Annotated in this window: 11 protein-coding genes; 5 read left to right on the forward strand and 6 right to left on the reverse strand. The window is 71.5% G+C overall.

Annotated elements, in window-relative coordinates:
- Window positions 1-36: 36 nt before the first annotated feature.
- On the forward strand, window positions 37-1,296 hold the full coding sequence (locus tag ACWF82_RS09170) for a class I adenylate-forming enzyme family protein (protein ID WP_452499551.1): 1,260 nt from the start codon (window positions 37-39) through the stop codon (window positions 1,294-1,296).
- 1 nt (window position 1,297) lies between these two features.
- On the opposite strand, the gene ACWF82_RS09175 is transcribed toward ACWF82_RS09170, so the two are convergent.
- Window positions 1,298-2,041 carry a tyrosine-protein phosphatase gene (locus tag ACWF82_RS09175; protein ID WP_452499553.1) on the reverse strand — a complete coding sequence of 248 codons (744 nt, stop codon included), beginning with the start codon at window positions 2,039-2,041 and terminating at the stop codon, window positions 1,298-1,300.
- A 400-nt stretch (window positions 2,042-2,441) separates the two neighbouring features.
- Between ACWF82_RS09175 and ACWF82_RS09180 the strand changes: the two genes are divergently transcribed.
- Both ACWF82_RS09180 and ACWF82_RS09185 read left to right on the forward strand, forming a co-directional pair.
- Window positions 2,442-2,921: a TetR family transcriptional regulator gene (locus ACWF82_RS09180; RefSeq protein ID WP_452499555.1), complete on the forward strand. Its 480-nt coding sequence runs from the start codon at window positions 2,442-2,444 to the stop codon at window positions 2,919-2,921.
- A 48-nt stretch (window positions 2,922-2,969) separates the two neighbouring features.
- Window positions 2,970-4,148 carry an amino acid deaminase/aldolase gene (locus ACWF82_RS09185; RefSeq protein WP_452499556.1) on the forward strand — a complete coding sequence of 393 codons (1,179 nt, stop codon included), beginning with the start codon at window positions 2,970-2,972 and terminating at the stop codon, window positions 4,146-4,148.
- 7 nt (window positions 4,149-4,155) lie between these two features.
- Here ACWF82_RS09185 and ACWF82_RS09190 read toward each other — a convergent pair whose 3' ends face one another.
- Window positions 4,156-4,776, reverse strand: coding sequence for a phosphoribosyltransferase (locus tag ACWF82_RS09190; protein WP_452499558.1), 621 nt, complete (start codon window positions 4,774-4,776; stop codon window positions 4,156-4,158).
- 10 nt (window positions 4,777-4,786) lie between these two features.
- A complete protein-coding gene (locus tag ACWF82_RS09195; protein WP_452499560.1) occupies window positions 4,787-5,656 on the reverse strand; it encodes a carbon-nitrogen hydrolase family protein in 870 nt (289 codons plus the stop codon).
- Between the two features lie 62 nt (window positions 5,657-5,718).
- On the opposite strand from ACWF82_RS09195, the gene ACWF82_RS09200 reads away from it, so the two are divergent.
- Both ACWF82_RS09200 and ACWF82_RS09205 read left to right on the forward strand, forming a co-directional pair.
- Window positions 5,719-7,527 carry a DEAD/DEAH box helicase gene (locus ACWF82_RS09200; RefSeq protein ID WP_452499562.1) on the forward strand — a complete coding sequence of 603 codons (1,809 nt, stop codon included), beginning with the start codon at window positions 5,719-5,721 and terminating at the stop codon, window positions 7,525-7,527.
- 143 nt (window positions 7,528-7,670) lie between these two features.
- Window positions 7,671-11,264 (forward strand): AAA domain-containing protein, encoded by a 3,594-nt coding sequence (locus tag ACWF82_RS09205; RefSeq protein WP_452499564.1) that lies wholly within the window; start codon window positions 7,671-7,673, stop codon window positions 11,262-11,264.
- A gap of 37 nt (window positions 11,265-11,301) precedes the next feature.
- Here ACWF82_RS09205 and ACWF82_RS09210 read toward each other — a convergent pair whose 3' ends face one another.
- The 3 genes from ACWF82_RS09210 to ACWF82_RS09220 are packed head-to-tail and all read right to left on the reverse strand — an operon-like array spanning window position 11,302 to window position 13,782.
- Window positions 11,302-12,006, reverse strand: a complete 705-nt coding sequence (locus ACWF82_RS09210; protein WP_452499566.1) for an ESX secretion-associated protein EspG — start codon at window positions 12,004-12,006, stop codon at window positions 11,302-11,304.
- Window positions 12,003-13,391 carry a WXG100 family type VII secretion target gene (locus ACWF82_RS09215; RefSeq protein ID WP_452499568.1) on the reverse strand — a complete coding sequence of 463 codons (1,389 nt, stop codon included), beginning with the start codon at window positions 13,389-13,391 and terminating at the stop codon, window positions 12,003-12,005. Before ACWF82_RS09215 ends, ACWF82_RS09210 begins: the two co-directional genes overlap by 4 nt.
- Entirely contained in the window at window positions 13,384-13,782 is a 399-nt protein-coding gene (locus tag ACWF82_RS09220) for a hypothetical protein (RefSeq protein ID WP_452499570.1), read from the reverse strand. Before ACWF82_RS09220 ends, ACWF82_RS09215 begins: the two co-directional genes overlap by 8 nt.
- Window positions 13,783-13,794 lie beyond the last annotated feature (12 nt).

The following is a 13,794-nucleotide window of genomic DNA, read 5'->3' on the forward strand; positions in this document are numbered from 1 at the left end:
AGGTGCGGTGCTGCATCGACGTACGTGGAGGTCCGGATGGGTCAGAGCGAGCACGAGCCGGGCGCGACCATCATCGAGTTCCCCGCCAAGGGTGCGGCCGGGCGGCTGACCAGGGGCTCCGACGGCATCCTTCGCTACGGAGATCTCAGCCCGGCCCTCACCGAGCTGCTCGACCTGCGGGTGCACTCGTTCACCGGCCGGGAGGCGATCGTCGAGGTCGGCGGGCCGCGCCTGACCTATCGCGAACTGTGGCACAGCGCCTCGCGGATCGCGGGTGGCCTGCAGGACCACGGCGTCGGCTACGGCGACCGCGTGGCGGTGCACATGCCGACGAGCGCGCGCTGGGTACAGGCCTTCCTCGGCGCGCTGCTCTCCGGCGCGGTGCCGGTCCTTGTGCCCGACACACTGCCCGCCGCGATCGCCGAACGGGTGATCGCCGACAGCCGCGCCGATTTCGTGCTCGGCCCCGACGGCCCGCTGCCCGACAGCGCCGCCTACATCGATGACGGTGCGGCACTGGATGATCCGGCACTGCTCTGCTACACCGGCACCGCGGCCCGGCGGCCGGTGCCCACCGGCGTCGAGCTGACCAACGAGAACCTGCTCTCGGCGGTGTCCTCGGTGATCGGCGCGCTCGACCTGTCCGCCGACGGCATGCGCAACCTGGTGTTGTTGCCGCTGGCCCACGCCAGTGGCTGCGTCGACCAGCTGCTGCCGACCTTCGCGGTCGGCGGCACGGTGGTGCTCGCGCCGGGCGCGCGCGACCTCGCCGACGTGCTCGAGACCGAGCGGATCGATACGGTCTCGGCCACGCCGCGCATCTTCACCGGGCTGCTGCCCGAACTCACCGCACGTCAGGCCGGGGCGGGTGTGCGGCGCATCAGCAAGGCCTGTCACCGGTCCGAACGCGCCGCCGCCGCGGCGCCCGCCACGCTGACCGCGGCGCTGCGCGGGCTGTTCCCCGCGGCAAGGCAGTGGTCGGTGTGGGGTGCCACCGAGACCAGCGGCATCGGCCTGATGGTCGACGACACCGACCTCGCCGAATCCGGGTCCGCCCTCGGATTCGCTTTCGGCGGCACGGAATTGGCGTTGGCCGGACCGCAGGCGAGCGCGGGCCGCGGCGAATTGCTGTGCCGCGGACCGAATGTCAGCAGGCGCTACTGGAACGACCCCGACGCCTCGATGGCCCGCTTCAGCGGAACCTGGTTCCACACCGGCAATCTGGTGAGCATCGAGGCCGACGGCCTGGTCCGCGCGGTGCTGCCGGTGCGGCAGCGCCGGGTCAGCGGCCTGTAGCTCAGGTCAAGCGCGTGCGCAGTGCCTCGCGCAGCGCGCCGGTCAGCCCGATCGCGCCGAGGTAGCCCTCGGTGCCGCCGTAGGTCTCGTGGACCGAGGCGTCGGCGGTGCGCAGGTACTCCTCGCGCACACCGAGCAGGTCGACCGACAGCGCCCCGTCCGTGGCGATCTTCGGTTCCAGCAGCATCCGCAGCGGTTCGACGGCGGCATTGCTGGCCAGGTAGTCGGTGTAGACGTCGTCCTCGGTGACGCCGACCGCGCGCAGCACGGTCGCGACCGCCCAGCCGGTGCGGTCCTTGCCCGCCGCGCAGTGCACCAGCGCGGCGCCGTCGCCCTCGGCGACGGAGGTGGCGAGGCGGATGATCGCCGCGTGCGCCTCCGGCATCACCGGGAACAGCCGGTAGACCTCGATCATGTGCGTCCGCGCCGAGGTTTTCTGCGCCTCGTGCGGCGGCGCCTCGCCCATCCTGGAGTCGAACGGGGTGACGTGCAGGCGCACGCCCTCGGGCAGCGTGTCGTGGCCGATGTGGTCGATCTCGGCGAGGCCGCGCAGATCGTGCACGTCGGTGACGCGCAGCGCGCGCAGGGTGTCGTGGCCCTTCGCGTCGAGACCGGACAGCTGGGCCGAGCGCAGCAGCACCCCGGGTCGGGTCGTCGTACCGTCGGCGGTGCGGAGCCCGCCCACATCGCGGAAATTGAATGTGCCGCTGATGGCGAACTGGTCGGCAGGAGGCGAAAGAGTCACTTGTGCAGGTTATCGACGCGACGGCGGCCTCCGCGATGGAGTTCGCGGATCCGACACGCACTGTGTGGTGTCCGTTCCGCGGGGTGCCTCTGTGCTGTCGCCCACAGACCCCCGGGGGTCGCCCGCGGTGACTTGTACACTCGGCCAAGGGGCAGATGACGGCGTGGGGGCGCCGGATGCAGGGAATGCGAAGTAATTCAACCGTATGGTCGGTTTTACAAAAGGTCGCATTCGGATAACAAAACAATCTTTCAGTCTGAAAAGGACGGCTGAATCAGTTCATGAATCCAGAAAACCTTCTAAGATCGAGCTCGCTGGATAGGTTGATCGCACCTGATCGATCTTCTCCACTTAGCTCGCATCGCCGCGGGCAGCGAAATTTGTTGCCGAGGAGTTGTCGTTGAGCGCCAGTCGTGAACTTACCGAAGCCGCGCTGCGGCCCGCCGTCTGCGAAGCCGTTGAGCAAGCCGCCGCCAGCTCGGACGCCACCGGCGTGCGGGCGCTGCGCATCCTGCTGCACGCGGGCATGAGCGCCTACTGGCCGCTGGTGAAGGCCGCGCCGGACCGCCGGATCGCGGCCTACGAGGCTACGCTGCAGACCCTGCAGCAGCGATGGTCGCCGTCGGGCGAGACCGTCGGCGATCCGACCGCCGCCGCGCTGTTCCGGCAGATGGACGACGAGGCCGCCACCTTCCTCGGCCTGTGCGCCAAGCACTCGGGCACTCAGTGGCTCGAGCCGCTGGACTCGGTCGCCACCTACGTCGTCTCGGTGCTGTACGGCACGGTCCTGCGTTGGCTCGCCGACGGGAACGACGAAACCACGCTCGTCGTCATCGACGACCTGGTCAGCTGCCTGACCCTCAAGGCCGTCGAAGTCTGACCCGCCGCGATGCTGGACGACTGACCAAATTGGTGGTTCAGTAGTCGAGTGACCCAGACGACATCGCTGCCAGGTCTGCACGCGGCGACCGCCGAGCTCGACCCGCCGCTGGCCGCCCTCGACCTGACCGCCCTCGACGCCAATGCCGCCGACCTGGTCCGCCGCGCGAACGGCGTCGCGGTCCGTGTCGCCAGCAAATCGGTGCGCTGCCGCGCCGTGCTCGAACGCGTCCTCGGCACCGGCCTCACCGCCCAGGGCGGCTTCGCGGGCATCATGGCCTACTCGCTGCGCGAGGCCATCTGGCTGACCCGCCTCGGCGCCCGCGACATCCTGCTCGGCTACCCGGTCACAGACCGGGCCGCGCTGGCCGAACTCGCCGCCGACCCGGTCCTGCTCGGCTCGATCACCCTGATGATCGACGACGTCGCCCAGCTCGAACTCACCCGCGCCGCACTCGGCACCGATCTGGTCCGCCCCCGCGTCTGCCTCGACGTCGACGCCGCCCTGCGGATCGGCCCGCTGCACCTGGGGACCCGCCGCTCGCCGGTGCGCACTCCCGACCAGGCAGCCGTGCTGGCCACCGAGGCGCGCAGGCGCGGATTCGACGTGGTCGGCGTGATGACCTACGAGGCCCAGATCGCCGGCCTGCCCGACAGCAACCCCGCGGTGCGGGTGGTCAAGCGCCTTTCGGCCGCCGAGATCGGCCGCAGACGCGGCCAGGTGCTCGACGCCGTGCGCATGGTGACCGGGCCACTGGAGATCGTCAACAGCGGCGGCACCGGGTCGATCGAGGTGTCGATCACCGATCCCGATGTCACCGAGGTGACCGCCGGGTCCGGGCTGTACGTGCCGACCCTGTTCGACCACTACCGCTCGTTCACCCCGCGCCCCGCGCTGTTCTTCGCCACCCCGGTGCTGCGCAAACCGACCCCGACCATCGCCACCGTGTTCGCGGGCGGCTACATCGCCTCCGGTCCGGCGGGCCCGAGCCGGGTGCCGCTGCCGGTGTGGCCCGCCGGCCTGAAGCTGCTCGGTTCCGAAGGCGCTGGGGAGGTGCAGACTCCGCTGGCAGGCGGTGCGGAACTCGAGATCGGCGATCGCGTGTGGTTCCGGCACGCCAAGGCGGGCGAGCTGTGCGAGCGGTTCGACCAGATCCACCTGGTCGACGAATCGGGTTCGCGGACAACGGTTCCGACCTACCGCGGCGAGGGGCAGTGCTTCGGCTGAGCCTGCCCTAGCCGAGCAGCTCGGTCACCTCGTCGTCGGCGAGCTGATGGAAGTCGCGGTACGCCATGCCGACTCCGCCGAGTTCGGCGGGCGTCCACAGACAGACCAACTCGTCGCACTCGCGCCGGACCCGGCGCGCGGCCTCGGGGGAGGACACCGGCATCGCGACCACCAGCTGCTCGGGATCCTGGGCCCGCGCGACCCGGCACGCGGCCACCACCGTCGCGCCGGTCGCCATGCCGTCGTCGACGATCACCACGGTGCGCCCGGTCAGCGGGACCGGATCGCCGGTCCGCAGCGCGTGCTGCCTGCGGGCGAGCTCGATCCGCTCGTCCCGCTCGACCTCGTCGAACGCGTCCTGGGAGACCCCGCTGCGGTCGATGACATCCCGGTTCAGCACGAGCACACCGCCCTCCCCGAGCGCCCCCATCGCCAGCTCCGGCTGCCAGGGCAGACCCAGCTTGCGGACCAGCAGCACGTCGAGCTCACCGCCGACGATCGAGCACACGGCCGCCGCCACCGGGACACCGCCGCGCGGGAGCCCGAGCACCAGCGGATGCGAGTCCCGCAGGTGTTCCAGGGCCGTGCCGAGGACGCGGCCCGCCGCCGCACGATCCGGGTAGACCACGTCTCGAACGCTACTCCGCGTCAGGCTCCGGCGATACGCGCTCGGTGATGGCGAAACGGCGCAGCGCCAGGCTGGGGTTGGCGGTGCGGACGCGGGCGATGTGCGCCGGGTCGACCGTCGCGGTGAGCACGCCCGGCTCGTCACCGAGTTCGGCGAGGACCGCGCCTGCCGGGTCGACGATCATCGACGCGCCTGCCCCGCGCGGCGCGCACTGATCGGCGGCGGCCACATAGATCGTGTTCTCGATCGCGCGGGCGCGCAGCAGCGTGGTCCACTGGTCGACCTTCGCCGGGCCGGGAATCCACTGCGCGGGCAGCAGCAGCACGTGCGCGCCCGCCGCGGCGACACGCCGACATCCCTCCGGGAAACGGAGATCGAAACAGGTCTGCATGCCGAATATCACACCGTCGACGGCGAAGGTGGCCGGCGCGACGAGCGGACCGGCCTCGACGACATCGGATTCCAGATGCCCGAACGCGTCGTAGAGATGCACTTTCCGGTACACCGCGACGCGTGTTCCGTCGGGCCCGCAGGCGACGAGCGTATTGCTGATCCTGGTCGCTCCCGGCGTCGGCTGCTCGACCATACCGGCCACCAGATAGACCCCGAATTCCGCGGCGAGAGCACTGAGTCCGGTGGTGAACGGCCCGTCGAGCGGCTCGGCGATCGCCACCACCCGCTCGTCGAGCCGGGTCACCGCAAACATCGAGTATTCGGGTGCGAGCACCAGCCTGGCCCCCGCCTCGGCGGCCGTGCGGACGTGTTCACGCAGCGTCGCGAGATTGGCCGCCGGGTCGGTCTGGGGAGCGAATTGGACGACCGCGATCGGCACCTCGGCGGGTGCCGGTTCCTGATGTGCTGACCCGTTGGGCAGTTGCATAGGTCTCACCGTATTCACCCGGTGGCCGGGACAGCTACCGTCAGGCAGTAAACTGCTGGTCAATGAGTACCAATGAGGTCGACAGCGTTCCTGCCGACGACGACAGGCACGAAGAAGGCCCGACATTCGCCGATCTCGGGATCGATGACCGCGTCCTCGCGGCCATCGCCGATGTGGGCTACGAATCGCCGTCCCCGATCCAGGCGGCGACGATTCCCCCGCTGCTGTCCGGCGCGGATGTGGTCGGCCTCGCCCAGACCGGCACCGGCAAGACCGCTGCCTTCGCGATCCCGATTCTGATGGGTCTGGACACCGCCCAGAAGAAGCCGAGCGCGCTGGTGCTCGCCCCGACGCGTGAGCTCGCCATCCAGGTCGCCGAGGCCTTCGGCAAGTACTCCTCGCACATTCCCGGTCTGCACGTGCTGCCGATCTACGGCGGGCAGAGCTACGGCGTGCAGTTGTCGGGCCTGCGCCGCGGCGCGCACGTGGTCGTCGGTACGCCGGGCCGCGTGATCGACCACCTGGAGAAGGGCACGCTGGATCTGACCCAGCTGCGCTACCTGGTGCTCGACGAGGCCGACGAGATGCTCAAGATGGGCTTCCAGGAAGACGTCGAGCGCATCCTGCGCGACACCCCGAACGACAAGCAGGTCGCGCTGTTCTCCGCGACCATGCCCGGCGCGATCCGCAAGATCTCCAAGCAGTACCTGAACGACCCGGTCGAGATCACGGTCAAGTCCAAGACCCAGACCAACACCAACATCACCCAGCGCTATGTGCAGGTGTCGCATCAGCGCAAGCTCGATGCCCTCACGCGCGTCCTCGAGGTCGAGGACTTCGAGGCGATGATCATCTTCGTGCGCACCAAGCAGGCCACCGAGGAGCTGGCCGAGAAGCTGCGCTCGCGTGGTTTCTCCGCCGCGGCGATCAACGGTGACATCGCGCAGAACCAGCGTGAGCGCACCATCGGCCAGCTGAAGTCGGGCGCGCTCGACATCCTCGTCGCCACCGACGTGGCCGCGCGTGGTCTCGACGTCGAGCGCATCTCGCACGTCGTCAACTACGACATCCCGCACGACACCGAGTCCTACGTGCACCGCATCGGCCGCACCGGTCGCGCGGGCCGTTCGGGTCAGGCGCTGCTGTTCGTCGCGCCGCGCGAGCGTCATCTGCTCAAGTCGATCGAGCGCGCCACCCGGCATCCGCTCACCGAGATGCAGCTGCCCAGCGTGGACGATGTCAACGCGACCCGCGTGTCGAAGTTCGGTGACGCGATCACCGAGAACCTGTCCTCGGACAATGTGGCGCTGTTCCGCAAGCTGATCGAGGACTACGAGGCCGAGCACAACACGCCGCTGGTCGACATCGCCGCGGCGCTGGCCGTCGGCGGCTTCGACGGCGACAACTTCTTCATGGAGCCCGAGCCGGAGCCCGCGCCGCGGCGCGAGCGTGATCGGGACCGGGATCGGGACCGGGAGCGCGCCCCGCGCCGCTTCGACGACGAGGACCGCGCCCCTCGCGGCCCGTCGTTCTCCCGCGAGAGCGGCCAGGAGCTGGCGACCTACCGGATCAGCGTCGGCAAGCGGCACCGCGTGGTGCCCGGCGCGATCGTCGGCGCCATCGCCAACGAAGGCGGCCTGCGCCGCAGCGACTTCGGGCACATCAGCATCCGGCCCGATTACAGCCTCGTCGAGCTGCCTGCCAACCTGCCGAACGAAACGCTGGAAGCGTTGCGCCGCACCAGGATCAGCGGTGTGCTGATCCAGCTGCAGCCCGATCAGGGCCCGCCGGCGCAGCGGCTGAACTCGCGTGGCCCGCGGCGCGATCGCGAGGCGCGTCCGCGGACCGAACGGCGTAAGCCGAGGTTCTGACGCCGGGCGCCTTCGCAGAGATCGGCGAAGGCACACCCCGTGGCGAAGTTCGACATGCCGCGGGTAGCGCCCTGGTCGCCCGCGGTGCTGGTTAAGGTGTTTGCCGTCGGGTGTGCGTGAACACAGGAGGGCCGCGTTTGTTCGTGTCCGGTGATCGGGTGATCGGTGCCGTCGGCGACCTCGTGCGCGCCGCGGACTGTGAGTTCGCGCTGCTGCGCGCCGTCGACGCGGCCCTCGGCAACCTCCCTGGCGCGCCGGACGCCGCTGTCCCCGTCGCCCGTCCGTCCGAGGTCGCGCCGGAGTTGCTGCGCCACTTCGGCGACTCGCTGATCCGCATCCCGTCACCCGAGGTACCCGGCGCCACACCCGCCGCCCGGATCGCCGCACTCACCGCCGCGGCGGAACAGACCATGGCGGCGCTGCGGGACGGCGCCGCCGCCATCCACGGCGCGATCTTCTTCGACGGCCGATTCGCCTGCGGCGCCGACCTCCTGATCCGAGACCTCGATACCCAGCAGTACACGCCGCACACCACCATCGGGTCTGCCGAGGTCGGGGCGACTGTCGCGCTGCACACCGGCGAGCTGCACGGTGATCTCGGCTCCCAGCCGGAAGCGCCCGGGCTCGTGGAGGATGCGACCGCCGAGTCACCTCTCGAGCCGTCGGCGCCCACGCCGGCCGACGCGCGATTCGCTTCGCCTCGCGATGATTTCCGTGCGCTGCGTCGCGAGCTTGCTATCGGTCGGACTCCGTTCGAGCGGGCCACCGCGTCGGCCGGCGCGCTCGAGGTCGACACGCCTCGTGAATCGTTGCGTGCCCGAATCGCGTTCGCGGCGTGCGCGGAGGCGCTGACCGCCGCGGGGATCGGCATCGATCCGTTGGCGTATCTGTCGACACCGACAGGGGAGCAGCGCGTGCGCACCGAGGAGCTCCGGTCGGTGTATCTGGCGCGCCGGGCGCGGGTGGAGCGGATTGTCGAGGAGAAGCTGACCGAACTGCTGCCGGTGCAGTGGGGTGATCCGCGCTACCTCGCGTGTGGGCGGTGCGCGAGCTGTCGCGTTGCCGCCGCGACCGCGCGTGATCTGTTGCTGGTGGCTGGGATCCGGCCTACCCAGCGGGCGCGGCTGCGCGAAGCGGGTGTGCTGACCATCGATCGGCTTGCCACGACGACGACACCGGTCGCCGGGCTGGCTCCGCGCACGGTGACCGCCCTGCGCCGCCAAGCCGAGATCCAGGTCCAGCGGGAGCGGACCGGCGAACCGGCCTTCGCCCTGCGCGACGCGACCGCGCTGGGCGCGTTGCCAGCGCCGAGCCGCGGCGATCTCGCGCTGATCGTCGATGTCGACGAGCGCGGCGCCATCACCGCCGTCGAACTGTCCGACGCGAGCTCTGTCGTCTACCGCCCCGCGATCAGCCGGGTCGAGACCGCCGGCCAGCACCGACATGGCGCGCACGTCGGCGTCGGGCGCAGTCCGGCGCGCGTGGCGCGGGCGGACTTCGACCGGTTCACCGGCGCCGACTCGACGGGTGACGTGCTCGACGAACTGCTCGACATCATCGGCGAACACCGCGCGGTCGACCCGAATGTGCGGGTGTACCACTACGGTTCGGCGGTCAGGACGGCACTGCTGGACTGGTCGGGCCGCCTCGGCACCGGCGCCGACCTGCTCGACGAGCTGCTGGCCGACGGCGCCCTGTTCGATCTGGCGCCCATCGTGCGCACCGCGCTGCTGATCGGCGAACAGTCCTACGACACCACGGGATTGGCCGGGCTGTTCCCCGCCACCGAGAGCCGCGCCACCACCGTGCTCGTACTGCGGGAATGGCTGCTCGCGCGCGCCGCCGACGCGGGTGTCGACGTGCCGGGCACCCGGTTCGCCGTCGCCGAGTCCGACGCGCCGCCGTCGCTGCGGCCCGGCTCGCTGGAAGCCGCGCTCGCCGAATTCGCCGCCGCCGCCGAGGGTGACGCGGCCCGCGCCGCCGCCCTGACAGCCGCCATCCTCGGCTACCACCGCCGCGAACGCCAGCCCCGCTGGTGGGCCCACATCGACCGCCTCGGCCATCCCGTCGGCGAATGGGCCGACGCGCCGGGCGTGCTCGTCGCCGAGTGGGGCACCGTCGACACCAAATGGCATCGCACACCCCAGCTTCCGACGATGCGCCGCTACCTGACGCTGACCGGCAGACTCGGCACCGGCGCGACGCTCACGCCCGGCACCCAGATGGTCACCATCTACGACGGCGCCGCCGCGGCGGGCATGACCCAGACCCTCGGCCGCCGCGCCACCGCGACGGCGACCGTCCTCGGCTGCGCCGTCGACGCGAACTTCGACGACACCGTCCGCCTGGAGGAGCTGCTCCCCGCGGGCTGCCCGCCCTACGACGACCTCCCCGCCGCCATCGCCCCCGGCCCGCCCGACGGCGAGGCCGATATCGAAGCGGCACTGGAGTTCACCGCCCAGGACCTGCTCATGACGCTGCCCTCGGTCCCCGAGAACGCCGTCTACGACCTGCTCCTGCGCCGCGCGCCCCGCCTGCGCGACGGGCTGGCGCTGCCGGAGGTGCACGGCGACATCGCCGCGGCACTGGCGACCGCGGTGGGTGCCCTCGACGCCTCCTACCTGGCCGTGCACGGCCCGCCCGGCACCGGCAAGACCGGTACCACCGCCCGCGCGATCGAACGGCTCGTCACCCGGCACAAGTGGCGGATCGGCGTGGTCGCGCAGTCGCACGCGGTGATCGAGCGGATCTTCGACGCCGTCGTCGAGGCCGGGTTGCTGCCCGAGCTGGTGGCCAAGAAGGATGTCGCCTCGGTCGGCCCGGAATGGTCGGCCATCGATGCCGACCGGTACCCGCGGTTTCTCGACAATGCCGTCAACGGGTGCGTGATCGGCGGCACCACCGCCGATTTCGTCGACGACACCCTGATCGCGCCGGAGGCGCTGGACCTGCTGGTGATCGCCGACGCGGGCGAGTGTTCGCTGGCCGACACCGTCGCCGTCGCCGTGAGCGCGCGCAACCTGCTGCTGATCGGCGATCCGGTGCCGTCGCCCGCCCAGGCGGCGCATCCGGAGCGGGTGCAGGCCTCGGCGCTGGAATGGCTGTGCGACGGCGCCGCCACCCTGCCCGCCGACCGCGGCTACTTCCTCGATCGCACCTGGCGCATGCACCCGGCGGTGTGCGAGCCGGTGTCGGCGAGCTGCTACGACGGCAGGCTGCGGGCCAGCGAAACCATCACCCTCGCCCGGGATCTGGCCGGGATCGCTCCCGGCGTGAGCACCGTGCTCGTCGAACATCGCGGCAGTGCCACCGAATCCGACGCCGAGGCGCGCGAGGTGGTGCGCCGGGTGCGCGCCCTGCTCGGCGAGACCTGGACCTCCGGCGGCCGGGCCCGTCGGCTGCATCCGCACGACGTGTTCGTCGTCGCGCCGTACGCCGCGCAGGTGGCGCGGATCCGCACCCTGCTGGCGCGCGCCAAGATCGAGGACGTCCTGGTCGGCACGCCCGACCGGTTCCGTGGCCGCGAAGCCGCCGTCGTCGTGCTGTCGATGACCACGTCCACGCCCGCCGACGCCCCGTTCGGGATGCGACCGCTGTTGTCGCGCACCGTGATCCACGCGACGCTGTGCCGGGCGATGTGGAAGGCGATCGTGATCCGCTCGCCGCTGCTCACCGAGTACCTGCCGGACACACCGGAAGAGCTGGCAGCGCTGGCCGGATTCCTCCGGCTGGGCTAGCCCGTCCACCCGCGCCGAGTATTCACCAGACGCGTGGTCATACGCTCCGTAGCAACCGGCGCAGCCAGTCGGCCGCGTATTCCGGTGTGGCCGGCGCGATGTCGACGTGGTGTGCCGCGTGCACCAGGTAGCGGCCGTCGCCGCTGACATCGATCCAGGACAGCACGCTTGTCGGCGATTCGTCCCCGCCCGCGCCGACCAGTATCTGCCCGATGCCGGTGCGCGGGCGCTGCAACAGCCTGCGGACCCGCGCGGCATCGGACGGACCGGCGACCGGAGCGGTGACCAGGTCGCGGCTGTCCTCGCGCACCTTGGCCGCGAGTGCGGAGATCCGGCTGCCGGTCCCGGCGAGCTGCGCGGGAATCCGGGCGAACACCTGGGCGGCGAACCGTTTCGTGCTGCCGACCTGGACGTGGACGCTGCCGCCGCGGTCGTCGGCGGTACCCGGTTCCTGCACGGCGAGCACGGCGACGTCACCGGTGACGGCGCCGAGCATCCGGACCGGTGCCGCGGCCTGCCCGCAGACTTCGACCCGGATCTCCGGCTTGGCGAGCACCCGCAGCGCCGCCGACAGATCGGCGTCCAGGGTCCGGGCGCACCAGGCGTCGAGCGCGGGCTGCTGGGCCGCGCGTTCGGCGGTGTCGCGGGCCGAGGCGCGCACGGCGAGCGGATACGGGATCCGGTCGCCGTCGATGCGCGCCCAGGCCAGCGCGAACTGGTCCGGCGTGAGGTGCCAGTTCACCCCCGCTCGGTCCACTCACCGAGCACGGCGGGACTGGTCGGCTCCATCTTGCCGATCAGCGCGTTCACCTCGTCGGCGGGTTCCAGGTAGGTCGGCTCCTCGTCGAGGAACCGCAGGAACTCGTCGTCGTCTTCCTCGTCGTCCTCCTGCGGTGGCTGCGGACGCGGACCGCTCGGCGGGCGGGTCGTATCGGCGGCCATCATCGCCCCGCCCATCATGCCGCCGATCGCGCCCGCGCTCATGCCCGCCGCGGCGTCGCCACCGGCGGCGGCGGGGTCGTGGCCGGTCGACGCCGTCGCGGTGTCCGTTCCGGAGTTCGCACTGCCCGGGGACTGCTGCCCGCCGGTGGTGACGGGGTGGGCTGATGCGGATTGGGTTGTCGCGGTGGAGGTTTTGTCGTCCGCGGGCTGGCCGGCAGCGGCCCGACCGCCGGAGTTCTGACCGGCCGAGGGGCGGTCGCGGCGGGTGCGCGAGTCCGCCGAAGGGATGAACCCGGCCGGAGCGGCCGCGGCGTTCGACGCCGGGCCGCCCGCAAGCGACGTGGCGGCGGTGGCGCCGCCGTTCGGCTGCGCGACCTGTGCGACTTGCGCGGGCGCGACCCCAGCCGCGGCAGTCGCAGCGGAAGTGCCTGTCGGCGTACCGCTTCCACCACTCACCTGCGCACCTGCCGCGGTCGTAGCGGCCTCCGCGCCTGTCGTTTCCGCTGGGGTCCCGCCAGCTGAGGCGGTATCGGTCACGGTCGTGACCGGCGCAGTCACGGCCCCAGGGCCAGTGGTGGACGGAGCCCCCGCGACACCATTCGACCCGGCCGCAGCGGGCAGCGCCCCCGGCTCCGTGGTGATGTCAGAGAAGGACGGAATCCCCGACCCCGTCGGCACGAAGGCCCCCGCGTAGATCGACTCCATCGCCCGCACCGCATCGAGGCGGGCGTTCTCGGCCTGCCGCACGATCGCGGCATTGTCCGAAGCCTGCTGGGAATCCAGCAATGCCGCGGCCGGATCAGGCTGCGCCCCATCGGGTTCCGCGATCGCGGCGCGCACCGACTCCGCGGCATCGCCCGCCTGGCTGAGCCGAACCCCGACAGCGGTCAGCACATCGGCGATCCGCCTGCCCGCCTGCTCGAAGTCACGCACCGCGTCGCTCGCCTGCTGGGCGGCGGCCCCGCGCCACCCGTCGGCGATCGCGGCCCTGATCTCACTGTGCGCGTTCTCGACCTCGTCACCGAGCCCGGTCGACGCGGCAAGGAACACCTGGCCCGCACCGGCCAGCGCCGCCGGATCGAGCTGCCGGACAGCCTGATAGATCTCGGCGTGCGAGAGGTTGTCGAAGACCTCGACGGTGGGGCAGTAATCGGGATCGGTGCCCGGTGCGGAAATACTACGCATGGCTCGCTCCCGGAACCTCGATCGCGGCGACCGAGCCCGCCAGCGCCTGATCGCCGTCCTGATAGGCGACGCCCGCGGCGCGGAAGACGGCGGCGAGCGCACGCGCGGTGCTCGCGTAGGCGCGCAGCTGTTCCAGCGCGTCCCCCGCCTTGCCCTCGAATCCGGTGCGCAGCGCGGCACCAGAGGCGAGTCCGCCGAAACCGGGAATCACCTCCGCGCCACCGAGCGCCTGCACCTGGGCTTCCACCGCGGCGGCCAGCCGCTCGTAGCGCTGAGCGCAGCGTTCTGGTGCACCGTCGGCGACGAGCACGCCGTCGATCCACAGCCCACCCTCGTCCACGGCCTGGCCGAGGGCCGCCGTATTCGGCAGCCCCGTTCGATTCGGTTGCACCGTTCCCCCTTC

It is taken from the genome of Nocardia sp. NPDC055053 (assembly GCF_053608285.1).